Below are 22379 nucleotides of genomic sequence, written 5' to 3'. Positions count from 1 at the left end.
AAAGGCTCCTGCAGGTACCTGCAGGAGCCTTTTAGCGTGTAAGCCGGTTGTCCTTCTACTACTTTCGGCCGAACAATCGTCCAAGGAAACTCGTGCGAGGCGCAGTTTCGGGAGTTGTCTCAGACTCATTCGTTGGTGTTGGTTCTTGGGGCGCTTCGGAGTGGTCAGCGGGTGCTGCTTCGAGCATCCGCATGGCTGTGCGTAGATCATCGAGATTGTTCTGCAGGGTACTCACCTGAGTACGCAGATGTTCAACCTCACGTTGCTCACTGAGTAACTTATGCTCAAGGTCTCGGAGGGCTGTGTCCTGCGACGATGCTCTTTGACCGTAATCATGACTATGGTCATTTTTGGCGTGAGTAAGGTCGGTGACTATCCCTTGCTCATGGTCAGGTGGAGAGGGTTGACCAGGGTTGAGGCCGGCGGCGATGAGATCAGTGACAGGGATCGACCAGGCACCTCGAGCACCTTGGGCCGCATTGGGCAACGAACCGTCTTTGAGGCGGCGGCGGATCGTTGCCGGGGAGACTCCACACTCACGCGCAGCCTGTTGGACTCCCCAGGAGGGACGCTCAGCCACTTCTACTTAGTACTTTCGCTATCAGAGTGCGGCCGGTGGGCGATGGGAATCTGCTCGTAGGCCAGTCCTGCACGAATGTACTTGTCGACGAGAGCCTGCATCGTCGTGTTGGACTGAACCGCATGCAGCTTCAACGTGTACAAGAGATCTGGATCGAGTCGTATCCCAGCTGCTTTCAACCTCGACGTGTCATCGTTCTCGGTCATGAATCGTCGTCCTCTCTGCGAAGGGCATTGTGGACAGTGCCGACGGAACACCCGACCTCGGCGGCGATCGCGCGCATGGACAGGCCGGTCTCGCGCAGCTCACGAATCCGCTCACGACGCTGCTGTGCCTCGCTCAGGTACTCGGGTCGTGGCTGAGCGATGTAGCTGCGGATTGTTCGCTCATTTACTCCGAGGCGTGCTGCTAGTTCACGTGCGGTTCCTTTGCGCTTACCGGGTTTCAAGGCCGCCATTATTCGTCCACCTCCAGCATCGATACACGGGCCAATGCTCTCTCACGACGAACGGCACCGGAACGGAGGCCGCCCTTGATTCCGCCTTTGCGGCCGCGTGCTGACTGAATCGCGCGGAATCCACGCTCATAGGCTTCGCGGCCGTCTGCCCACATGCGGGACTGCGTGGTGATCCACCGGCTGATCGACCGGGCGATATCCTCGGCCTCCCGGATAGGCAACGGCTCGGAGAACTCACCATTCAGCGCATGGGCCTTGAGACTGATCGCATGGACCAAGCCGTCAGGATCGCCCCAGTGATGGCGGATCTCCCGATAAGCCCAGGTGCGGGCGGTCTCGAAGAGCGTGCAGTTGCGGCCGAGGCCTACGGGCTTCTTGCGCTTGGTGCGCTGCCAGGAGTCCGGCGGCATGAAGTCCGCGACGGTGAGATGCTCTGTGAGTTCATCGAGGCTGTAGAGGTGGTCTGTGAGCCAGGAAGCCTCCCACTGGTCGTGGGTGGGGTTTTTCGTCATCAGTCCGGAATAGCCTTTGTCTCCGTCGACGGATCGGCGCAGCCCTTCGGTGACGGCGGCCGCGTAGGCGACCGGCTTGCGCCTGGCGTACTCGGTGCGGGTGACTGGCTCCGCGAGTGCCCACACGGCGTGTGCGTGGCCGTTGGTGGGGTTCTCGACCACGGCGTTGGGCTGCCACTGCTGGCGATTCCACATCGCGCGCATGAGTGCGTCGGGGTGGTCGATGTCGACGACGAGGAGGTTGCTCATGGCTTGCGGATTGGCCTCGATGTAGCGCCGGTCTAGGGCGTTGTGGCGGCTGGTGCGATAGATGCCGTGGAGCAGGTCATCAGAGGCCAGGGGCCAGAGTGGCAGCCACATCTGGCCCCAGGTTTCCGTGCTCGAAGTGCTCATACCAATCACGCTCCCACAGAAAGACCGTTCAAAGTCGGATTTCCCTCGGCGTGTTCAAGGTAGGTATCGAAAACCAAGTCAGATGGTTCCGGCGGGCCATCCGTTCTGTCCGAGCGTAGCGAGGTCCGCTACGGCGACCGCTGGGAGCTCACGAACATTGCTGATCTGGGTCTCGCTGGAACCGCTTCTCCGACGTACGGGCACGTCACCACGCGCAGGGCAGCACGCGGCTGGTGCGCAGAAACGGTCACCCCGCCAGAGAACTCGGCCACACGGACACCTCGCCAGTTCTCCAATTGCGGTCGGCAACCACTAGCTCACTGTCCCAGTGACGATCCGGAACCATTCGAGGATCGGGTTGATGCGATCTGGAGGGCAGAGGGTGAGGGCGGTGACCACGAATACGATCACCGCCCCTGCTGTGATTGCGATGGGAACGTATGGCGATGTGCGCTTCAACGAGTTCTCCCCGTGGTCATGGTTCAGCGGGTTCTCCCCGTGGTCATGGTTCAACAGGTTCTCCTAGTTGTAGATGCGTGCGGTTGTTGGTGTAGCTGCTTTCATGGGATGCCGAGTGGCCGTGAGCGGCAGCTCGTTTTTATGCTCCTGTCCTTCATCATGCGGAGGGCGCTCGATGCTCTGGTTCGAGCCTGACACGCAGCAGGGGCATCCCCCGCTTGTACGGCTCTGCTGTCAGTGTCGGAACAGGGTCTTGTTCGGATTCTTGATCGTGAAGTTGAGGTCCGGTTTCGCGCTGCGCAAGCGAAACCGTATCCGCCGCTCGCAGGCTCGGGACGGATGCACACATGGCGGTCGTGCGTGGCTCTATCCTCCTGCGTCGGACACGCCCGCCCACCATGTGTGCCCCCGCTCATCGCGCGCGATTTTTCCTCCGCTGTCGGACGCACGATGAGCGATGCAAGGTATGATTGTGTGTAACACAAAAGGGGCGCACCGCTCGTACCTCGCTGCCCCTTTCGTGTTACACACAATCCCCTTGCCCTGCCGGGGGCTGACGGCGATCGCGTAGGCCGCGACCACCGTTCTGGCTCCCGCGCTGGGCGCGTGATCCAGGAGGCTCGTATGACTCGCCCGTTCGCCTCGGACCCGCCGGAGCGGGTCGAGGCTCACCCGGTGCTGGGGCAGCAGTGGGCACCGCTGCCGGCCCCGCCGACTGTCCCACCCGAGGTGCCGGCGGAACCGCCGGCTGTTGGTCGCCGGCGGCCGACTGGAAGACCGCCGGCGGGGGAGGCCAAGCGCACTAGGCGAGTGAATCTGGCGTTGAGTGAAGACGAATACACGCGGTGGTCGACGGCTGCCGGTGACCGGCAGCTTGCGACCTGGGCGCGGTCAGTCGTGGCCGGGCATCTGGCAGCTGAGAAGGATCGGCCGGGAGTGGCCGAGGAAGTCGCGAAGGTGCGCACGGCCATGACCCGCCTGGGTGGCAATATCAACCAGATCGCCCGAGCACTCAACGCCGAGACCCGTGGTGGCCCGGCGGTCGACCGCGATGCGGTGGCCGAGGATCTGGCCCGGCTTCGAGCCGGACAGGACGAGGTACGCGAGCTGCTGCGCAGGTTGGTGTCGGGGCGATGATTGCCAAGATCACGCGCGGTTCACGCGCCGGAGACATCGGAGCGTATCTGCACGGGCCGGGCAAGGCCAACGAGCACGTCTACTACGACACGATGGGGCAGCAGCATTCCGGCGGCCAAGTCATCGGGTCGAACATCGGTGCCGAAGGTCAAACGGACCCGGCCAGGTGGGTTCCCGAGCTGAGGGCTGCACAGCAGACGCGGCCGGAGATCACCAAGGGCATCTGGCAGGCATCGCTGCGCAACACCGCGAATGACCGGGTGCTGTCGAACGATGAGTGGGCCGAGGTTGCGCAGTCGTTTGCAGAGAAGATGGGGTTCGAAAACCATCCGTGGGTGGCTGTGCGCCACGGTGCCGATCACGTGCATATCGTGGTCTCTCGGGTCGACTACGAGGGCAACGTGTGGCACGGCCGCAACGACCGCAGACAGGCACAGACAGCGTGCCAGCAGCTCGAACGCACACATGGTCTCGAGGTCGCTGCCCGCCGGAGGACAGGGCCGAAGCAGACCGTGACACAGGCACGAACCGACCACCGGAGGAAAGCAGCTTTGAGTACCTTGCGCAGACATACTGCAGAGAAGCTTCGAGCACGACCTCCACGTCAGGACGAGTCACGGTCGAGGCCGCCGGAGCGAACTCGGGAGGAACAACAGAAGGCCGTGCGTGAGGCTGTGGCGAAGAAGCTCGCAGCCAGGAAAGAGCAATCAGCTGCAGCACGGTCGAAGCCGGAGATCGTGCCGGATCAGAAGATTCGGCCGGGCCGCGGCCCGAAACTCTGATGAGAAAGAAGACGAGAGACATGGATCGGATCAGGTTCAGAGACATTAAGCCCTATTGCGTGGTGACGAGTCTCGATGACCTTCGCGGACCTGAGCGCGGCGTGATTCATCTGCCTCATTGGGTGCGCTGGCAGGACGATAAAGACGTTGATATTTCGGATCTCGGCGGCGCTCGAATGGCCTATCAGGCGCTCTTGGCCGAGGGCGATGAGGCGGTGCAGGCGCAGCTTCTTAACCGTCGTGTGCTGCGGCGCCTGTGGCCGCAGCTGCACTTAGACCAGCGGGTCAGAGATCTCTGGGAAGCCCAGTTCCCGGAACTTTCATCGACCGACGATCAGCTGCGTTCTTAAGCCTTGATCCACCGGTTCGCTTGATGGCAAGGGGCTCACTCGGATTCGAGTGCGAACGCGGTGCGAGGGCAGGAAGTAGTGTCCCGGTCTCTCACCGGTCTCTTCCACATAGATGATTCCCCGGGGTCTCCTCCAGACCCTGCGGCGTCGTGCTCGAGCAGGAGCGAATCGGTCAGGACAATGATCGTGTAGGTGGGCTCAGAGCCGCGTGCCAGAGTCGTGCGAATTCCGTCGCCCACGGCCACCGTCTCGGCAGGTGCAGGATCAGTTTCCTGGCCCGGTGAGCAATCCGGGCCGGGATGCTGATGATCCGTGTCCGCAGCGTCTGAGCGCGCACTTTGCTCATCCGTCCACCGATGAGTCCGGCAGCAGCCCGCAGCAGGTTGTGTGTGATCGCTGCGACTGCTACCCAGGCGGCGTTGGCGTTGAACACCCCGGAGGGCATATGTGCCAGGGCACCGTTCTTCAGCTCCGCATTGATCTGCTCGATGATCGCGTGCTTGCGGTGGATGTGATCAGCAGCGACGGTGTCGAAACGGTCTTTGTCCACCGTGGTGAAGAACGCGTGATAGCGGAACAAGTCGAACAATGGGTCCTGCCCGGCAGTGCGTTTGGTCTCGTTGAGTTCAGGGATGCGGCGGACCACCAAGCGGCCGGCGGCGTGCAGGGACTTCTTCTTCGAGGTGAATGCGGTGAACGGGACCTCGGCGACTTCGGCCTTCGAAATCCAGGCCCTGGTCTCTTCGTCGTAGATCGCTTCGGGGTATTCGATGCCAGTCCATGCGCCGTCGCTGATTGTTCCGATCGCTGCTTTGACCTTCTTGTCCATGCGGACCGTGATCGATACTTCAGCCCCGGCATCCCGGGCGGCTTTGGTCACAGTCGAGGAGTAGTACGCCGAATCAGCCCTGACCAGGGCTGGGAGGCCGGAGTTGATTCGGGTCGTGGTGGCCAGAGCGTCGGCGACGAACTTGTCAGCACCCCGGGCTGACGAGGTTGAGCCCTTGCGCAGGCGCTGGCCGACGATGATCTGGCCGGAGTCGCCCGTCGATGCGGTCGCCAACAGTGCGTTGAGGCCACGACTGCCTTGGTAGCCGAATCCAGCTCCCTGCTTCGACGCGGAGTGGACATCGATGACGGTGTCGTCGACATCGACGAACACCATCGCTTGTCCAGTGTCTTCGCTGGCTGGTAGCAGCGGTGTGTGCTCGTTGAGGTTGGTCAGGAAACGGGAAGAGATCGCGTCGAGTTGCCGGACGTGGCCGAAGGCGAACGAGCGCAGGAACGACCCCAGGGTCGAGGGCGCGTAGACACGATCGAAGAGGTGTTGCATGCCGCCGTGGCGGAGGATGTTCATGTCATCGATCGAGTCGGCCCCGGCAGCCATTCCCGCGACCAGGGTAGCCAGTTTCGGTGCCGGGTTCGCGCCCTTGTCGGCTCCGGTGGTGGTCACGGTCAGACGGTCTTCGGCGAGGTCTGGCAGGCCCGCCATCTGGGCGAGGCTCATGATCGGGACGAGCCCGGTAGTGGCCGTCAGGTTCGCATCGTCGAAGGAGTGAGACACAGACGCGGGTGTGTGGTTGAATAGCACCTGAGAGGTGCCCCTTTCTTGAACGGGAATGTTGACTTCGAACATCATCATTTTCCCAGTTCAGAAGGGGCATTTCCATTTCACGCGCGGCTTGATCCGGCTACTCGCATCGGTGGATCAAGGCTTATGCTGTCGTGGCCGACTGTTGGTAAGCGTAGTGGACGTCGTTCGGGAACTGGTAGCCGAGCGAGGAGTGGCGTCGTCGACTGTTGTAGAAGCCCTCGATATAGTTGATCAGATCGCGGCGAGCCTGCGCTTTCGTGGCGTAGGCGGTGCGGTGGACTCGTTCGTTCTTCAGGGTCGAGAAGAAACTTTCCGCCGCTGAGTTGTCCCAGCACACGCCCGTCCTTCCCATCGAAGAACGCATCCCGAGACGGCCGATCAGGGCCCGATATCCGGTCGATGTGTAGACGCTACCGCGATCGCTGTGAAAGATCGCGTCAGGCTCGATCACGACCGTCGCGGCAGCGTGTCGCAGGGCGTCCTCGACGAGCTCGGCGCGCATGTGATCAGCGATCTGCCATCCGACGACCTTCTTCGAGTAGCAGTCGATCACAGTCGCGAGGTAGACGAAACCCTGCCACGTATGGATGTAGGTGATATCGCCGACGAACTTCACCCCGGGCTGGTCGGCGGTGAAGTCCCGCTCCACCAGATCGGGCATGCCCGCAGCAGCCGCGGCATCCGCGTCCGTGGTGACACGAAACGGCCGCGGCTGACAGGCCACCAGGCCCTGATCACGCATGATCTGACGCACCAGCTCCGGGGAACACTCCGTCCCTTCATCGGCCAGGTCGGCGTGGATACGCCGGTACCCGTAAGTGCCGTCGGATGCCTCGAAGAAGTGCTCTACCCGAGCCGTGAGTGCCTCCCTGCGCGCCGCGGTAGCCGACTGCGGGCGGCTCAACCAGTGATAGAACCCCGAGGTCGACACGCCCAGCCAGCGGCACATCTTCACCACCGGGTTCGTGTTGTCCGGCAGGTTCTTCTGGGAGTCGACATACTCGTACTTGGCCATCACCGCTGCTCCCGCGCGAAGTAGGCCGTCGCTTTTTTCAGGAACGCGGTCTCCGCCTTCAGATCCTGATTCTCGCGTTCGAGTTCCTTCAGCCGCGCCCGCTCAGAAACCGTCAACTCGGCCTCCGTCCCACCATTGGCGGCGCGATACTTGACCAACCAGTTACGGAGCGTCTCCGGGCCGACACCGTACGCCGTGGCGACAGTCTTGATCGGCCTGGACGTCGAGATCACCTCCCGACACAACTCATCCTTGAACTCCTGCGTGAACCTTCTCCGCGATACGGACATACTGCTCTCTCTTCCAGTAGCACCCTCATCGTAAGAGGGCCCACTGTCCGAAAACCACGCGGCACCTCAATCCTCGCCGCAGCACTGACGGAGGCCGGTTTCGACAATGCACGGGTCGCACGCGGCGCCACGCTCATCATGAGCTGGACGTTCTCTCGCGTCGCGATCGAGGACAATGCGGACCTCCGCAAAACGATGGAACGCCCCAACCGGGCTCGTGCCTTCGTCACGGGCCTAGCCGACTTCGATATGACGGACTACCCGTTCGCCAGCCGGATCGGTGCAGAGCTGTTCACCCTGCGCATGGAAGAGATCTTCGATGTCGGCCTCGAGTCCATCATCCAGGGACTGAAACATCTCTGATCAAGCGGCGACGAGTGCATCATCGAGCTGCAGAAGCGGGGTCAGGATTCGACGTGTTCTCGGGTATCGAGGACGTCCCGTGCGCGGATGAGGATGAGCGCGGCGACGGCTGAGACGAGGCTCGCGATGCCCGCGATGAGGAGCGTCGTGCCGAGCCCGGACACGAAGGCGTCGCGGGCCGTGGCAGCGAACTCGGCGCCGGCGGTGAGGGACGCCGCGAGCTCGTCGATACGGCCGGCCGCGACCGCCGCCGCCGCGTCGGGGTCGGTGATGCGCGCACCAATCGTGGCAGTCATGATGGCACCGTAGACCGCGACGCCGAGGGCGGTGCCGATCGGGAAGAACGAGTTCGACATACCCGAGGCCATACCCGCGCGCTCGGCGGGCGCGACCGCAACGGCGAGGCCCATCATGTGGGGCATCACGATGCCGGATCCGATGCCGATGAGGATCAGGCCGGGCAGGATCGCCGTCCAGCCGCTCTCGGGGTCGATGAGCGCCGACGCCCAGATGAGGCCGGCACCGATCACGGCCATGCCGAGGAAACAGAGCACACGGACGGGCACCCATCTTGTGAACATGCCGCTGAACGGTGCGACGACGAGCATCGCGGCGGAGAGCACCAGCAGGATTAGTCCCACCTCGAGCGGGGTGTGGCCGAGGACACCGGTGAGCCAGAGGATGAGAAATGGGAAGAGCCCGAAGCTCGTGAGCCGCGCCGCGAAGGAGAGGATGATGGCGCCCGAGAAGGTCGGGATGCGGAACAGGGACAGGTCGAGCATCGCATGCGCGCCGAGCTTCGCCTCCAGGATCAGGAAGACCACGAGCAGCACGCCGGCTGCCACGAGGGTAGCGATCACGTCGCCGCGCTGCCAGCTCTCGCTGGAGCCGGTGAGGAGGCCGTAGTTGAGGGAGAAGAGCACGAGGACCGCCAGGGCCGCACCAGCGAGGTCGAGCCGGCCGCCGGCGGTGAGGGGCTGCCGCTTCACAAGGGTGAGGGCTCCGATGATGATCAGGATGCCGATGGGGATGTTGATCAGGAAGATGAGTCGCCAGCCCCCAGTGTCGACGAGCGCGCCGCCGACGAGGGGGCCGAGGGCGGCCGCAGCCGCGCCAAGCCCGGTGAAGACCCCGATCGCGGTCTGACGCTTCTTGGGACCGTCTCCTTCGTAGGCGCCGGCAATGAGGGCGAGCCCGGTACCCATGACGAGCGCCCCGCCGAGCCCCTGCACGATGCGCGCGGCGATCAGCCATTCCGCGCTCGGCGCGAACGAGCAGACCGCGGAGGAGATCGTGAAGACCACCATGCCGATCAGGAAGGTGCCTCGCCGGCCGAGCCGATCGGAGAGGGAGCCCGCGCTCAGCAGGAGCGCAGCGAAGGCGAGGGTGTACCCGTTGACTACCCACTGCAACTGCGACAGGGTGGCGGAGAACTCGGTGCCGATTGCCTCAAGCGCGATGTTCACCACGGTCGCGTCGAGCGTCATCATCATCGCGGACAGGCCGGCGACGATCGTCGTGGCGATCTGCCCGCGTCGACCGATCGTCGAGATCGAATCGATGGTGGTGGCGTTCATGGGGTGGGCTCCTTCCGTGCACCGGTACCCGGCGGGCCTGGCCTGCCAGAGTCGAGCCAGGTCGTGAGGCCGGTGATGGTGATCTCGATACAGAACCGCAGGTAGCCCAGACGCGCCTGGGCGGCAGTCTCCCCGCCCTCGGCGTAGGGGCGCATGAGCGAGTTCATAAAGACGTCCGCTCCCGGCTGGTTCGCGGCGATCCGCGCGAAATCTTGCATCATCGCGGCATGATCCCTCGGGCCGTCCTCGTCATGCTGCAGGCGATCGTCGCCGAGCGCGATGGTGAGCATCGGATTGTTGATCAGCAGCGCATAGGCGACACTGGCGTCCTCGCCGAACCCGGCGCGCTCCAGCACGCCGAGTCCCGTGGCGAACGCGGGCATCACCGCCGCAATGGTGGGACCGTGCATGAGCATCCACTTCGCCGCGCCGGGGTACTGCATGGCGAGCGGGCCCATCGTGCAGAGCAGCTCCCGGAACCAGTCCTGCCAGCCGAGGCTCGGGTCGGGAATCATGAGGTCGGTCGCGATCCGCTCCATCACCCGGCGGCAGAGCAGATCCTTGCCGCCGACGTGGTAGTAGATCGTGGACGGGTTCACGCCGACGCGCTTCGCGAGATCGCGGATCGACCAGCTGAACAGGTGCGATTCGCGCGTCAGCTCTACTGCGGCGTCGATCACGGCGTCGGGGGTCAACCCGACGTGGAACGGCTCGGCGACTGCTTCCGTCATGAGATGCCCTTCTGCGGAGTCCCGAGAATCCCGTGCTAGGTAAGGCAATGCTAACTAACATAGGATGAATATGGAATCCTATTTGACCAGTGATTCAAACACCGTACCATTGAGAACGATTATCACTACCTATTGTGTGAGGGACATGACCATGACCGCCAACCAGACCCCCGTCGACAACGTCGGACAGCCGCGCGTGCGGAAGCCCCGTTACACCACGCGCACCATCCTGACCGCCGTCGCACTCGGGGCCGCAGTGGGCGTCATCCTCATCCCCATCAACTTCGCCTCCGGGGCAGTGACGGCAGCCGCCCCGATGGTCGCAGTGACGGTCTACGGGCTGTGGGGCATGTCGGCGCTGATCCCGCTCGCGCTGCTGCGCCGAGCCGGTACCGGCATCATCGGCAGCACCGCCGCCGGCATCGTCACCATCATCTCCCCGTACGGCGTGTTCATGGTCGTCATGATGGTCGGCTGGGGCGTCTTCATGGAGCTGCCCTTCCTCGTCACCCGCTACCGGCTGTGGGGCTGGAAGATGTTCACCGTGGCGGGACTCATCACCGGGCTGATCTCGTGCGCGATGAGCATCGCCTCGCTCAACCTGTTCAGCATGGAGACGAGCCTCGTGATCGGCATCTGCATCGTGCAGACCCTCTCCTTCCTCGCCTGCAGCCTGCTATCGCTCGCGATCGCCCGCGGCCTCGCCCGCACCGGGATCGCCGGCGGCCGCCGCAGGATCGCATCGGATGCTGCCGAGGCGAATGCCTGAGCAGCCCGCCGCCCCCGTCCTCTCGCTGCGCGGCGTGAGCGTCCGCTACGACACCAGCGACGACTGGATCGGCGCGGGCCTCGACCTCGACATCGCGGCGGGGGAGACCGTGCTGCTGCTCGGCCCGTCCGGGTGCGGCAAGTCGACCCTGCTGCTCGCGATGGCCGGCCTCATCCCGGCAAGCGCCGACGCCGAGCTGCGCGGCCGGGTCGTCTGCGCCGGCATCGACACCGCCGCCGCCCACCCCGGTCAACTCGCCGCCCGCGTCGGCATGGTGTTCCAGGACCCCGACGCGCAGATCGTGACGAGCACGCTGCTCGACGAGGTCTGCTTCGGTCTCGAGAACCTGCTGGTGCCGGTGTCGGAAATCGAGGACCGCGCCCTCGCCGCGCTACGGCAGGTAGGCCTCGCAGACACTCGCGGTGACGCGCTGCGCGATCCGACCGCGCTCTCGGGTGGCGGTCGGCAGCGGCTCGCGATCGCCTGCGCGCTCGCACTGGACCCCGAACTGCTGATCCTCGACGAGCCGACCGCGAACCTCGACCCGGCCGCCTCCGCCGAGTTCTACGCCACGCTCGCGACCTTGCGAGATGGGACGCGCACGATGGTGCTCGTCGAACACGAGCTCGACGAGGCCCTGCCACTCGCTGACCTCGTAATCGTGCTCGACCGTACTGCCCAGCTGATCGCGCACGGCACCCCGGACGAGGTCTTCGGCAACCATGCCCCCCTGCTGCGCGAGCACGGGGTGTGGTTGCCGACCGCCACCGAGATCGCCCTGCGCCCCGGCCTCGACCAGGTACCGTTGCCGTTGACCCTGCCGGAACTCGCCGACCGCATCGCCGCGATGCGCGCCTGGGTGAACGAGCCGGCTCCGACGGTGCACGGAGGCAATCACGCGAGCGGCGCATCTGCGCCGACACAGGCCGCCGCCCACGTATCAGGTGCGACCGTGACCCTCGGCGGCACCGTCGTGCTCAACGGCGTCGACCTCGAGATCCACACGGGGGAGTTCCTTGCGATCGCCGGAGTGAACGGCGCCGGCAAGAGCACCCTCACCCGCGCCCTCGCCGGCCTCGTGCCACTGAGGGCGGGAAGCATCGCACTCGAAGGAGTACCGCTCGACTCGATGGATGCGCGCCAGATCGGCGACCGCATCGGCTACGTCTTCCAGAACCCCGAGCACCAGTTCATCACCCGCACCGTCGCCGACGAACTCGCCTACGGGCTCCGGGTGCGCCGCCGCGACGAAGACGAGATTGCCGCTGCGGTTCAGACGATGCTGGAGCGTTTCGACGTGGCCCGCTACGCCGGGACGAACCCGTTCCTCCTCTCGCACGGCGAGAAGCGCCGACTCTCAGTCGCGACCGCGCTGATCACCGAGCCACGCATCCTGATCCTCGACGAGCCGACCTTCGGGCAGGATCGCGCCAGAGCCGACGAGATCATCGCGATGGTGGACGAGCTGAACGCCACGGGCATCACGATCCTCATGGTCACCCATGACCTGCAACTCGTCGCGGATCACGCCCACCGGATCGCGATTCTCGCAGACGGGCGCCTCCTCGGCGCGGGGCCGACCGCGGAGCTGCTCTGCGACGAGGAGCTGATCGTGCGGGCGGGGCTCCGTCAGCCCCCGATCCCGCGCCTCACGCGCATGCTCGCCGAGCGCGGCCTCGACTGGGGCGCCCTCACCCGTGCCGATCAGCTCGCGGGAGTGATCGCATGACCGGCATGCGCGGGTGGCTGGCCACCGTCAACCCACTGATGAAGCTCGCCGCGACCTTCCCGCCGCTCATGCTGCTGTTCTTCACCCGCGACCTCTTCACCCCCGCCGTCATCGCTTCGCTGGCGGTGATCCTGCTGCTGACCGGGGTGCGCATCCGCCCGAAGACGCTCGTGGTCGGTGCGGTAATCGTGGCTCTGGTCGGGGCGTGGACGACGCTCCTCTTCGCGCTCCTCACCCGTGCCGATCGCGTCGCGGACACTCCGATCGTGCTCGACGGCTGGATCACCCTGCACGCCGGTGCGCTGAGCGTCGGCGGTGCGACCGCGCTGCGGCTCGTCGCCGTGTCGATGCTCGCGCTGCTCGGTTCCGCGGGCACGACCCTTGCGGGGCTGAACAGCTCCCTCGTCAGGCAGTTGCGCATCCCGTACCGCTTCGCCCATGGTGCGATGGCCGCAGCGCGTTTCGCGCCGCGCTACCGCGACGACCTGCTCACGCTGCGCGCCGCGCAGCAGGCGCGGGGCATCATCGATCCGCGCGGCCCGGTCGGGTTCTTCCGCCGTTCAGGCAGATCGGTGATCCCGCTGCTCGCGGGCGGCGCCCGTTACGCCGAGCGGCTGTCGCTCGCGATGGACGCGCGCGGCTTCGGCGCCCACCCGACCCGCAGCGACCGCAACCCCGCGGTGCTCCGGGCGCGCGACCTCGCCTTCGTACTGTGCCTGTGGGTGCTGTTCACGGCCGTCTTCGTGGCGGCGGGGCTGCTGGGGGTGGCGCAGTGGAGCGGAGAGATTCATGGCTATTGAGAGAGAAGGGACCCCGATGAGCGAGAGCGAGCAGGGCGAGACGACCGAGGCGCATACGACGTTCTGGCAGATCGCGAGACCCGCACGCAAGGAGATGATCATCGCCGGCCTGCTCGCAGCGGTCGCCGCGGTGCTGTCGCTCGCGCCCGTGGTCGTGCTGATCGAGCTCGCCCGAGCCGTGCTGCCCGCAATCTCGGGCGGCGGCATCGACATCGTGCGGGTGTGGTCGCTCATCGCCACGCTGGTCGTCGCCACCCTGCTGCACGGCTACACCGTGAAGAAGAGCTACCAGGTGAGCCACTGGGCCGACGGCACCCTCGCGGAGGACATCAGGCAGCAGCAGATCACGAAGCTGTCGCAGTTGCCGCTGGCGTGGTTCACGACGCACTCGTCGGGCAGGGTGAAGAAGTTCGTGCAGGACGATGTGGCGAAGATCCACATGCTCATTGCGCACGGCGCCCCCGACATCACCTCAGCCGTGATGGTTCCGCTCATGAGCCTCGCCTACCTGTTCGTGCTCGACTGGCGGCTTGGATTGCTCGCGCTCGTGCCCCTTGTGCTCTCCCTCGCGACGATGCCGTTCATGCTGCGCGACTACAGCGAGAAGTCGGAACAGTTCACGAACAGCCAGAAAGAGCTGAACTCCTCGATCGTGGAGCTGGTGCGCGGCATCGGGGTGATCAAGGTGTTCCAGCCCGAAGGCAAGAACCAGGGAGCCTTCCTCGCGCGTTCGCGCGAGTTCAGCACGTTCTACCTCGGCTGGGTGCGGTCGACCGTGCACCCGGCGGCGATGATCCAGATCTTCACCTCACCCGTGTTCGGGCTCTTCGTGACGGTGGTCGCGGGCACCTGGCTCGTCGTCTCGCAGGGGGTCAGCCCGATCGGGGTGATGGCCGCGCTGCTGCTCATCAACAACGTCGCCGGCCCCCTCATGATGCTCGCCCGCATGAGCATCATGTTCAAAGAGGCCAACGAAGCCGCGGCAGAGCTCACCGACTTCTTCAACATCCCCGTGGTGCCCGAAGCGAGCGGCGCCGAGCACCCCGCCGACAACAGCATCCGCTTCGACGAGCTGAGCTTCGCCTACGTCGAAGATGCGACGGTACTCGACGGGGTGACCGCACGCCTCGAGCCGGGGTCGGTCACCGCGCTCGTCGGCCCCTCGGGGGCGGGCAAGTCGACGCTCGCGCAGCTGATCCCGCGCCTGCTCGACCCCACGAGCGGGCAGGTGCGCATCGGCGGCGTCGCCACGACCGACCTCACCGCGCGGCAGCTCTACGATCACGTCGGCTTCGTGTTCCAGGATGCGTATCTGATGCAGCTCAGCGTGCGCGACAACATCCGCCTCGCGATCCCCGACGCGAGCGAAACGGATGTGATCCGCGCCGCGACCGCCGCCCAGATCCACGACCGCATCATGACGCTGCCGCGCGGCTACGATTCCGTGATCGGCGAGGATGCGCAGCTCTCCGGTGGTGAGCAGCAGCGCGTCGCAATCGCGCGCGCGATCCTGCGTGATGCGCCGATCCTCGTGCTCGACGAGGCGACTGCGTTCGCCGACCCCGATTCCGAGGCCGCGATCCAGCAGGCCATCACCGAGCTCGTCGCCGGCCGCACCCTCGTGGTGATCGCGCACCGGCTGCACACCATCACCGACGCCGACACGATCCTCGTGCTCGACGACGGCCGCATCACCGAGCGCGGCGACCACGACTCGCTCGTGGAACAGGGCGGCAGCTACGCCGGCATGTGGGCCCGCTACGAGACGTCGCGGCGCAGAAACAGCAGCGCCGCGCAGAAGACCGTGTCAGAGCAGGCCGTGTCTGATACGGCCGCGAAGGAGACTGCGCGATGATCCGCATCCTGTACACCATCGGCACGCCCCGCAACCGTCGAGTGCTCACCGCACTGCTCGCCCTGATGGCGGTGTCGTCGATCGCGCTCGCGTTCGGCCTCGTGTTCATCGCACTGTTCCTCGGCGCGCTCTTCTCAGGAGACCCGGGGTCGGCCGGGAAGTACGCACTATGGGCGATCCTCGCCGTCGTCGTGTATGCGGCAGCCGACTGGCCGACCGAGGTGATCGCGCAGAACGTCGGCAGCGAGTACATCCAGCGCATCCACGAACTGCTCGCGAACCGGGCCGTGGAGCTGCCGCTCGGGTTCTTCGAGGTCGACCGTTCGGGGCAGATCGGCGTCACCGCGACCACCGGGGCGATGTTCGCGGCGAACGCGCCCGGAATGATGCTGAAGCCGATCCTGCACGGCGCCGTCTCCGCCGCGCTCGCGAGCCTGTTCCTCGTGTTCATCGACTGGCGCATCGGCCTGCTCACCATGGCATTCTCGGCCGTCGTGTTCGTCGCCTACCGCCGCCTGATCATAAAGTACAAGGACGCCGAGCGCGTGCGCGGCGAACAGACCGAACGCTCGGCGGCGCAGGTGCTCGAGTTCGCGCAGGTGCAGCCCGTGCTGCGCGCCGCCGGCCCCGACTCCATCGGCGAGCGAGCCGTGCGCGACGCGATGCGCGAGCAGCTCGCGCAACTGCGCGCCACGCAGAGCACCGGGCAGAGCGTCGTGGGGCGCCTCGCACAGATCATCACCCTCGGCACGGTCGTCATCTACGCCGCCGCCACCTGGCTGCTGCTCGCCGGGCAGATGGAACCAGGCATGTTCGTCGGCATCGTCGTGCTCGTGTTCACACTCGCCAAGTTCGCCTCCGCCGCGCTCCCGTTCGGCGAGGGGCTGCAGATGGCGCACAACACCCTCGACGAAGTGCAGAAAGTCATCGAGGCCGAGGCGCTGCCCGAGCCCGCGACGCCCGCGACACCAGACGGCTACGGCATCGAGTTCGACGACGTCGGCTTCGGCTACCAGCCGGACACCCCGGTCGTTCGCGGGGTGAGCTTCCACGTCGAACCCGGCACGACCACAGCCCTCGTCGGTCCCAGCGGTTCTGGAAAGAGCACCCTGCTCAAGCTCGCCGCCCGCTTTTACGACGTCGGTGAGGGCGCGGTGCGCATCGGCGGCAAAGATGTGCGCGAGCTCGGCAGCCGACGGGTGCTCGACTCCGTCGCGATGGTATTCCAGGACGTGTACCTCTTCGAGGACACCCTGTACGAGAACATCAGGCTCGGCCGCGCCGGGGCGACGCGCGAGGAGGTGCTCGCCGCAGCCGAACTCGCGGGAGTCACCGAGATCGCCGAGCAGCTGCCCGACGGCTTCGACACCGTCATCAGCGAGGGCGGACAGAACCTCTCCGGCGGGCAGCGGCAGCGGGTCTCCATCGCCCGCGCCCTGCTCAAGGACGCCCCGATCGTGCTGCTCGACGAGGCGACGAGTTCCCTCGATATCGACAACGAGCACCTCATCCTGAAAGGCCTCGAGACGCTCTCGGGCGACCGCACGACCATCGTGATCGCCCACCGCCTGCACACCATCATCGGGGCCGACCAGATCGTGGTACTCAGCCCGCACGGCGAGGTCGAGGCCGTCGGCACGCACGACGAGCTCATCGTCTCGAGCGAACGCTATCAGCGGTTCTGGGGCGAGAAGACCGAGGCGACCGGCTGGCGGCTCGCCCGCGACGAGGGGCGGCCAGAGTGAGCGATGAGCATACCCGGCTGAATGCCGAAAGTAACTTCGGCTAAATGTCGACCTCGATAGAACAGGGCGCAGCTTCTCCCGCTAAACCGAGTAAGACTGCGACGCGGTGACGCATCAGCCATGAGCGAGTTCGGGCATCTGCTGGAGTCCTTCGTCGTGCAAGAGATCATTCGATAGACATCTGGGACGGGCGACATCATCGTTGCCGGCCACTGGCGCACCCGAGACGCCGGCGAAGTCGACCTCGGGCTCGAACGCTAAGCCTCGATCCACCGATGCGCTTTCGGTGGGTGGGCTCGGCGTGATCGGCTTGGTGTGATTGGTTGTGGGCAGAGGTGGGTTCCGGGCGTCTCATCCCGGTCGTCCACTTCCTTCTCGGTCGTGCCGCTGGTGGCGGCGGCGGTCAGCTGGCTGCTGCCGGTGGTGGTGCGTGCATCGCGGTGAAGAGTCGGTCGAAGGAGGCCTGCCAGGGCCAGGCTCGGGCAGGTGCAGGATGATCCGCCGCGCGGATCGTGCCAGTCGTGCTGGCACCGCGATGAGGGGGCGTCGGATCGTCGCGGTCGTCGCTCTGGCGAGCCGGCCCGCCTGATCGGCGATCAGCCCGGCGGCGCGGGTGAGGTTGAACGCGATCACCGCGAGGACGAGCCAGGCGCTGTTCGTGGTGAACACCCCAGAAGGCAGATGAGCGAGCGGTCCGCCCTTCAGGTCGGTGTGGACCTGCTCGATGATCGCGTGCGCCCGGTGTGTCTTGTCCGCCGCGACGGTGCCCATCGCCTGCTTGTCGGTGGTGGTGAAGAATGCGTGGTGCCGGTAGGTGTCGAACAGCGTCGGCTGCTCCACCTGCTTGGGGTTCAGGTCTGGGATGCGCCGCACCACAAGTCGTCCTTCGACCCGTTCGGCGATCTTCCGTGAGCGGAACGCGACGAAGGGCACCTCAGCGACCTCGGCCTTCGAGATCCACCGCCCCGTGGCCTCGTCACGGATCGCGTTCGGGTACTCGATCGTCTCCCATGCATCATCGGGGATCGTCGCGATCGCTGTCTTCACCGCGGGGTCCATCCGGACCGTGACCGACACGTCCGCGCCTGCTTTGATCGCGGTGCCAACGGTGCCGTGCCCGTAGAACGCGGAGTCCGCCGTAGCAATGGTCGGACGCTGCTGGCGGGGTTCATGCGGCGGAGGGTGGCGAGGGCGTCGCCGACGATCCGTGCGGCGCCTTTCGGGGAGCCGGTCTTGCCCTGCCGCAGCCGCTGACCCAGGACCACCGGTGCCGAGGTCGCGGTGCTGGCAGTGGCGAGGAGGGCGTTCAGTCCGCGGACGCCGGAGTACCCGAACGAGGCGCCCTGCCTTCTTGTATCCGTGGACCTCGATGATCGTGTCGTCCAGATCCACCACCACCCGCTCGCGATTCGCGGCCAGCAGCAGTGGTACGGCCGGGGTGAGGTTCACCAGGGTGCGGGAGGCAACGGCGTCGAGTTGACGGAGGTGCCCGAAACGGAACTCCCGCAGGAACGAGCCCAGCGTTGACGGCGCATACGTCCGATCGAACAACCGGCCCATCCCGCCGTGACGCAGCACGTTCATGTCATCGATCGAGTCCGCGCCGGCAAGCATCCCCGCCACCAGCGCCATCACCTTGCCGCCTGCGTTCGCGCCCTTGTCCGTCGGGACACTCAACCGCGACTGCGCGAGCTCATCGAGCCCGGCCGGACGGGCGAGCCGGAGCATCGGGACAAGACCCGCAGCCGACACGAGATTCGGATCATCGAACACCGCAGACACAGCGGCGGGAGCATGCTTGAATTGCACCTACGAGATGCCCTCTCGAATCAGACCAATAGAACCCTAAGCAAGCTCTATTTTCCCTGATCCTAGGGGCATTTCCGCGTCACGGCACCCACTCAAAACCCAAGCGCATCGGTGGATCGAGGTTAAGTGCTGTTAGTGCTTGTTAGAAAGCCGTTCACACCTGCTGCCGTGAGTAATGCAAGAGGTGTGAAAGCTCGTAGGTGAGTCAGCGCCGTGTGATGTACTGAAGCGACGTTGACCGATCAGGAGTTGCTATGTGGATCCTCGGACTGATCCTTGCCGGTGTTGTCACCAGTCTGATTCTCATGCTCATCAAAGGCGGGATACGGCTTGTGTTCGCCGTTCTTGGCGTCATCTGTGACGCGATCATTGAAGCCGCCGGCCTGGTTCTACAGGGCGCGATCTTCGGGGTGACCTGGGCACTGGTGCAGGTCATCCTCCTGGGAAAGTTCGTTTATCGGAAGATCACTACGAAGCCCACGGACGTGGACGATTTCACGACGTGGCAGTGGATGAAAGACGCGGAGCTACCGCAAGACTGATCGACATGTTGAAGGGAGACCGACTATGAGCGGGATCGACAACGGTGAAGAAAAGATCGAACGCGTCACGAGCAACGTCGCCACCGAAGGTACCCGTGTAGCTATCACATTCGTAGCGAGCCGGGCGGGGAAACTGACTCAGGCGATGGTGTCGAAGGGGCTGCACATGGGTGTGAGTAGCTTGCAGTGGGCTGCCGCAGCAGTCACTAAGCCCGGCGGTGAGGTCAGCATGAAAGAGCTGTCCGAGCTGCCCAGCCGGACCGGTCGGGAAGTCGTTTCCCTCGACGACAAGGACGTGATGCGTGCGCTTGAGAAGAACCTCAAAACCAACGGTGTCTACTACGCTATCGAGCGCGAGAAGATCGACGGGAAGATCCAACACACGCTGCACGTGCGCGGGGATGATGCCAAGGTCGTCGAGCACTCGTTAGGGCGTGCGGCCGAGGCTATAGACGCGAAGCGTGAGCGTACACAGGGGCGACAGGTAGCGAGGCAACCCGAACGCACCGTTGATGCCGAGGCGCTCAAGCAGCAACCCTCGCCGCCGAAGACCGACGAGAGCGTGAAACCGAAGAAGCCGAGCCTTGCGGATGGGAGAAAACGGACCAAGGCAGAAACGGCGAAGTTTCAGAAGGAGTTGCGAGCGAAGGTCAATGCGCGTGCGGCCAAGATCAAGGCCGAGGCTCCGAAGACGGTGCCGAAGGCGAATCTCAAGATCCCTGTACCTGGTTTGAAACTGTGACTGAGCAGCACCGGATAACGGCATGCATGAGAACCGGTTGGCCGGCCGTGTGGTCGGGTTCTATAGCAGGGTGACCGTTTCTGCGCAGTCACCGTGTGCCGCACTGCGCGTGGTGTCGTGTCCGTAGTGAATGAGAGTGTTCGAAGATGCAGCTGAATGAGGAAGCACGAGAGTTCCTGTCCGGTCGCGGGATCAGCGTTCGTGAGTGGGCCATGCGCTGGCAGAACGGAGACCCCGAGTGGCACGGGGACGCATGTGGCTGCCCGGACGACCGATGCATCGGTCACCACCACGGAGCCGATGAGCCGTGCGGGTGCGTTCGGTCGCTGGTCCGGGACTACCTTGATGAGAAATCCTGAAACGGGCGGTCAAAATAGCGAGGGGCGAGACCCGAAGGTCTCGCCCCTGCCATCTACTTACTCACCGAGAACGAGCGTCTTGATGATCTCCCAAACGATGCGAGCACCGTTCAGGCAGAATCCCAAGAACGCCCAGTTCGGCTCACGGTTCCGCTTCGGTTCCATGATGCCTCCTAGGGCCGGGTGGCCCCAGTGAGGCTGAGCGCGCGAGTATTGACTTGCGAGAAGTCTCACGCGTATTCTGGATGTGTCTTAACACAAGGAATATGCCTCCTTGGTAGCCACTAGATGGCGGAACGACCACCCGCGCCAACGGGTGGTTTTTCATTTGGTCCGGAGACCAAACTAGCCCGGGTCCTCTCGGGTCGAGAGCAACGCTCTATCAACCTTATCAACCGGCACTGACACGAAACGGTGTCATTTCGCCGGTCCCTAGATCACGCAGAAACGGTCACCCCTGTTACGCATAAACGGGTAGGGGTGACCGTTTCTGCGTAGGAGTAAAAATTATGGCCAGCGCCGATTCTCTGGGGATTCCTGTGCTGGGCGCTCTGTCTCTTCGCGGGGTATAGGCGGTGGGGAAGCATACGCTTCAAGGAGATCGTAGGTGTTCCTCCGCCGGCGCCTGCGGGAAGGATCTCCGTACGGGTCAGTGCTGTCTTGCCGTGCATCGAGAACACCTAAGTACGAAAGGTTCCGCAGCCCCGCTTTTCGTGTGGATTCGCCAAGGCCGTACTCTTCTCGGAAATAGTCCGCAGGGAAGACTAGTCGAGATATGGTCTGCGCTTTTCCTGCAGTTCGAAGTGCAACGAGGTACATGGCAAGTCCTGGTCCTGTTAGTTCCTCATCTGGGAAAAGGGACCGCCACGCAAGCTCGGGGATACGCCTATAGGTGTCTCCTTCTAAGCCCTGAGGGCGCGTGTAGGGTCTTCTGGATCCGTCTTCTCGGAGAAGTGTAATCGTCGGTGGGTCATCGCCTTTGGCAGCGGGAGAGATGGTTACGAACCCACGTTGCTCAAGTTCTTTCCACGTAGCTCGAATAGCTCTGCTGCCTGCTCTGTCTGGATCAGAGAGGCCCAAGAGGGCTGCCCACGTGCTGGCCGGTCTATTGCTTGAGTGGTCTTTGCCGGCGGCCACCCAGAGCAAACTGAGGTACAGGGCGAGACGTGTCTTCCCCCCACGCCCTCCCCCGGCCTTCCCTGATCGCGAACTCATCAGACTGGCTAACGGATAGTGGCTGCCGGATTCGTCTTCCCAGCGGAAGAAAGAATCTCGCACGGGCGCGCCTAGCCGGAGGTACATGCTGCGGGTGATGGAGGCGAAAACTTCTTGCCGGCGGTGGTTAATTTTTCTCGTCGTACGCTGTTCCAAAATTTTCTCTTTTCAAGCGCGCGGAGTAGACTTATACATGGAGGAATACAATTATAGGTTGCGCTAACGTACACATGCAAGATGCGCAAAGGTATTTTATGCCAGACATGTCGGGACAGGCGTGGTATTCTGGAGGTGTTCGGTTAGCTCCACAAGATGCATGACGTGGAGCGGCGTGACTGGTTCAGGTGAGGCCCTCTTTCGGTAAACCCTTCTAGTGAGAACCTGGGTGGAGTCCCTCTTTCGGTGAAGCCCAGCGGATCGCTAGATGCCCTCATAGCCAGCCGAACGAAAGGCTCCTGCAGGTACCTGCAGGAGCCTTTTAGCGTGTAAGCCGGTTGTCCTTCTACTACTTTCGGCCGAACAATCGTCCAAGGAAACTCGTGCGAGGCGCAGTTTCGGGAGTTGTCTCAGACTC

19 protein-coding genes and 1 pseudogene are annotated in these 22379 nt (G+C 64.4%); 12 read left to right on the top strand and 8 right to left on the bottom strand.

From position 1 onward, the window contains the following. Positions 1–582: 582 nt before the first annotated feature. Genes EB835_RS00095 through EB835_RS00085 form a run of 3 tightly spaced genes read right to left on the bottom strand, consistent with a single transcriptional unit; the run spans position 583 to position 1942 of the window. Entirely contained in the window at positions 583–786 is a 204-nt protein-coding gene (locus EB835_RS00095) for a hypothetical protein (RefSeq protein WP_135807479.1), read from the bottom strand. Next, positions 783–1037 (bottom strand): helix-turn-helix domain-containing protein, encoded by a 255-nt coding sequence (locus tag EB835_RS00090; protein ID WP_135807478.1) that lies wholly within the window; start codon positions 1035–1037, stop codon positions 783–785. The genes EB835_RS00095 and EB835_RS00090 overlap by 4 nt, the downstream gene beginning before the upstream one ends. Continuing rightward, positions 1037–1942, bottom strand: coding sequence for a replication initiation protein (locus tag EB835_RS00085; RefSeq protein WP_205749828.1), 906 nt, complete (start codon positions 1940–1942; stop codon positions 1037–1039). The genes EB835_RS00090 and EB835_RS00085 overlap by 1 nt, the downstream gene beginning before the upstream one ends. A 391-nt stretch (positions 1943–2333) precedes the next feature. On the opposite strand from EB835_RS00085, the gene EB835_RS20740 reads away from it, so the two are divergent. From EB835_RS20740 to EB835_RS00070, 4 genes are all read left to right on the top strand, one after another. Continuing rightward, on the top strand, positions 2334–2468 hold the full coding sequence (locus EB835_RS20740; protein ID WP_276605965.1) for a hypothetical protein: 135 nt from the start codon (positions 2334–2336) through the stop codon (positions 2466–2468). A gap of 557 nt (positions 2469–3025) precedes the next feature. Continuing rightward, positions 3026–3538 (top strand): plasmid mobilization relaxosome protein MobC, encoded by a 513-nt coding sequence (gene mobC, locus EB835_RS00080; RefSeq protein WP_135807477.1) that lies wholly within the window; start codon positions 3026–3028, stop codon positions 3536–3538. Next, on the top strand, positions 3535–4320 hold the full coding sequence (locus EB835_RS00075; protein WP_135807476.1) for a relaxase/mobilization nuclease domain-containing protein: 786 nt from the start codon (positions 3535–3537) through the stop codon (positions 4318–4320). Before mobC ends, EB835_RS00075 begins: the two co-directional genes overlap by 4 nt. Next, positions 4320–4670, top strand: a complete 351-nt coding sequence (locus EB835_RS00070) for a transcriptional regulator (protein ID WP_240688432.1) — start codon at positions 4320–4322, stop codon at positions 4668–4670. Before EB835_RS00075 ends, EB835_RS00070 begins: the two co-directional genes overlap by 1 nt. A gap of 172 nt (positions 4671–4842) precedes the next feature. Here the strand turns inward: EB835_RS00070 and EB835_RS00065 are convergent, their stop codons facing one another. Together EB835_RS00065 and EB835_RS00060 are read right to left on the bottom strand one after the other, a co-directional pair. Beyond that, a complete protein-coding gene (locus tag EB835_RS00065; protein WP_101602047.1) occupies positions 4843–6234 on the bottom strand; it encodes an IS1380-like element ISBli4 family transposase in 1392 nt (463 codons plus the stop codon). A 151-nt stretch (positions 6235–6385) separates the two neighbouring features. After that, positions 6386–7569, bottom strand: a protein-coding gene (locus tag EB835_RS00060) for an IS3 family transposase (protein ID WP_135807475.1) whose coding sequence is annotated in 2 segments (ribosomal slippage) — positions 6386–7308 and positions 7308–7569 — 1185 coding nt in all. Because the reading frame shifts where the segments join, the coding sequence is not laid out codon by codon here. Between EB835_RS00060 and EB835_RS20485 the strand changes: the two genes are divergently transcribed. Continuing rightward, the gene (locus tag EB835_RS20485) at positions 7528–7932 is read left to right on the top strand and encodes a TetR/AcrR family transcriptional regulator C-terminal domain-containing protein (protein WP_135807474.1); all 405 of its coding nucleotides are present in this window, start codon (positions 7528–7530) and stop codon (positions 7930–7932) included. The genes EB835_RS00060 and EB835_RS20485 overlap by 42 nt on opposite strands. Before the next feature lie 41 nt (positions 7933–7973). Here EB835_RS20485 and EB835_RS00050 read toward each other — a convergent pair whose 3' ends face one another. Both EB835_RS00050 and EB835_RS00045 read right to left on the bottom strand, forming a co-directional pair. Continuing rightward, positions 7974–9509, bottom strand: coding sequence for an MFS transporter (locus EB835_RS00050; RefSeq protein ID WP_135807473.1), 1536 nt, complete (start codon positions 9507–9509; stop codon positions 7974–7976). Beyond that, positions 9506–10240: a TetR/AcrR family transcriptional regulator gene (locus EB835_RS00045; RefSeq protein WP_135807472.1), complete on the bottom strand. Its 735-nt coding sequence runs from the start codon at positions 10238–10240 to the stop codon at positions 9506–9508. The genes EB835_RS00050 and EB835_RS00045 overlap by 4 nt, the downstream gene beginning before the upstream one ends. Positions 10241–10391: 151 nt before the next feature. Here EB835_RS00045 and EB835_RS00040 point away from each other — a divergent pair, with 151 nt between their 5' ends. From EB835_RS00040 to EB835_RS00020, 5 genes are read left to right on the top strand one after another with little or no spacing between them, the layout of a single operon-like run. Beyond that, the gene (locus EB835_RS00040; RefSeq protein ID WP_168216577.1) at positions 10392–11009 is read left to right on the top strand and encodes an ECF transporter S component; all 618 of its coding nucleotides are present in this window, start codon (positions 10392–10394) and stop codon (positions 11007–11009) included. Further along, complete coding sequence (locus EB835_RS00035) at positions 11002–12738, top strand: ABC transporter ATP-binding protein (RefSeq protein WP_135807470.1); 1737 nt, start codon at positions 11002–11004, stop codon at positions 12736–12738. The genes EB835_RS00040 and EB835_RS00035 overlap by 8 nt, the downstream gene beginning before the upstream one ends. Continuing rightward, entirely contained in the window at positions 12735–13538 is an 804-nt protein-coding gene (locus EB835_RS00030) for an energy-coupling factor transporter transmembrane component T (protein ID WP_135807469.1), read from the top strand. The genes EB835_RS00035 and EB835_RS00030 overlap by 4 nt, the downstream gene beginning before the upstream one ends. 16 nt (positions 13539–13554) lie before the next feature. Further along, on the top strand, positions 13555–15393 hold the full coding sequence (locus EB835_RS00025; RefSeq protein ID WP_135807468.1) for an ABC transporter ATP-binding protein: 1839 nt from the start codon (positions 13555–13557) through the stop codon (positions 15391–15393). Beyond that, positions 15390–17138 carry an ABC transporter ATP-binding protein gene (locus EB835_RS00020; protein WP_135807467.1) on the top strand — a complete coding sequence of 583 codons (1749 nt, stop codon included), beginning with the start codon at positions 15390–15392 and terminating at the stop codon, positions 17136–17138. Before EB835_RS00025 ends, EB835_RS00020 begins: the two co-directional genes overlap by 4 nt. 403 nt (positions 17139–17541) lie before the next feature. Here the strand turns inward: EB835_RS00020 and EB835_RS00015 are convergent. Beyond that, positions 17542–18947 (bottom strand): annotated as a pseudogene (locus EB835_RS00015) (IS1380 family transposase). A gap of 254 nt (positions 18948–19201) precedes the next feature. Here EB835_RS00015 and EB835_RS00010 point away from each other — a divergent pair. Both EB835_RS00010 and EB835_RS00005 read left to right on the top strand, forming a co-directional pair. Further along, a complete protein-coding gene (locus EB835_RS00010) occupies positions 19202–19489 on the top strand; it encodes a hypothetical protein (RefSeq protein WP_135807466.1) in 288 nt (95 codons plus the stop codon). A 25-nt stretch (positions 19490–19514) separates the two neighbouring features. Further along, positions 19515–20231 carry a DUF3801 domain-containing protein gene (locus EB835_RS00005; RefSeq protein ID WP_135807465.1) on the top strand — a complete coding sequence of 239 codons (717 nt, stop codon included), beginning with the start codon at positions 19515–19517 and terminating at the stop codon, positions 20229–20231. Positions 20232–22379: the final 2148 nt, after the last annotated feature.

It is taken from the genome of Brevibacterium sp. S22 (genome assembly GCF_004745485.1).
GTDB lineage: Bacteria > Actinomycetota > Actinomycetes > Actinomycetales > Brevibacteriaceae > Brevibacterium.
The sequence above is the reverse complement of the archived record's forward strand: the minus strand, read 5'-3'. Positions and strand labels throughout refer to the sequence as shown.

Excerpts from the sequence above, each read along its gene's own strand:
- EB835_RS00085 (WP_205749828.1), bottom strand. The coding sequence starts at position 1,942 with ATGAGCACTTCGAGCACGGAAACCTGGGGCCAGATGTGGCTGCCACTC.
- EB835_RS00010 (WP_135807466.1), top strand. The coding sequence starts at position 19,202 with ATGTGGATCCTCGGACTGATCCTTGCCGGTGTTGTCACCAGTCTGATT.
- EB835_RS00050 (WP_135807473.1), bottom strand. The coding sequence starts at position 9,509 with ATGAACGCCACCACCATCGATTCGATCTCGACGATCGGTCGACGCGGG.
- EB835_RS00035 (WP_135807470.1), top strand. The coding sequence starts at position 11,002 with ATGCCTGAGCAGCCCGCCGCCCCCGTCCTCTCGCTGCGCGGCGTGAGC.
- EB835_RS00070 (WP_240688432.1), top strand. The coding sequence starts at position 4,320 with ATGAGAAAGAAGACGAGAGACATGGATCGGATCAGGTTCAGAGACATT.
- EB835_RS00075 (WP_135807476.1), top strand. The coding sequence starts at position 3,535 with ATGATTGCCAAGATCACGCGCGGTTCACGCGCCGGAGACATCGGAGCG.
- EB835_RS00030 (WP_135807469.1), top strand. The coding sequence starts at position 12,735 with ATGACCGGCATGCGCGGGTGGCTGGCCACCGTCAACCCACTGATGAAG.
- EB835_RS00025 (WP_135807468.1), top strand. The coding sequence starts at position 13,555 with ATGAGCGAGAGCGAGCAGGGCGAGACGACCGAGGCGCATACGACGTTC.
- mobC (WP_135807477.1), top strand. The coding sequence starts at position 3,026 with ATGACTCGCCCGTTCGCCTCGGACCCGCCGGAGCGGGTCGAGGCTCAC.
- EB835_RS00020 (WP_135807467.1), top strand. The coding sequence starts at position 15,390 with ATGATCCGCATCCTGTACACCATCGGCACGCCCCGCAACCGTCGAGTG.
- EB835_RS00090 (WP_135807478.1), bottom strand. The coding sequence starts at position 1,037 with ATGGCGGCCTTGAAACCCGGTAAGCGCAAAGGAACCGCACGTGAACTA.
- EB835_RS00005 (WP_135807465.1), top strand. The coding sequence starts at position 19,515 with ATGAGCGGGATCGACAACGGTGAAGAAAAGATCGAACGCGTCACGAGC.
- EB835_RS00045 (WP_135807472.1), bottom strand. The coding sequence starts at position 10,240 with ATGACGGAAGCAGTCGCCGAGCCGTTCCACGTCGGGTTGACCCCCGAC.
- EB835_RS00095 (WP_135807479.1), bottom strand. The coding sequence starts at position 786 with ATGACCGAGAACGATGACACGTCGAGGTTGAAAGCAGCTGGGATACGA.
- EB835_RS00040 (WP_168216577.1), top strand. The coding sequence starts at position 10,392 with ATGACCGCCAACCAGACCCCCGTCGACAACGTCGGACAGCCGCGCGTG.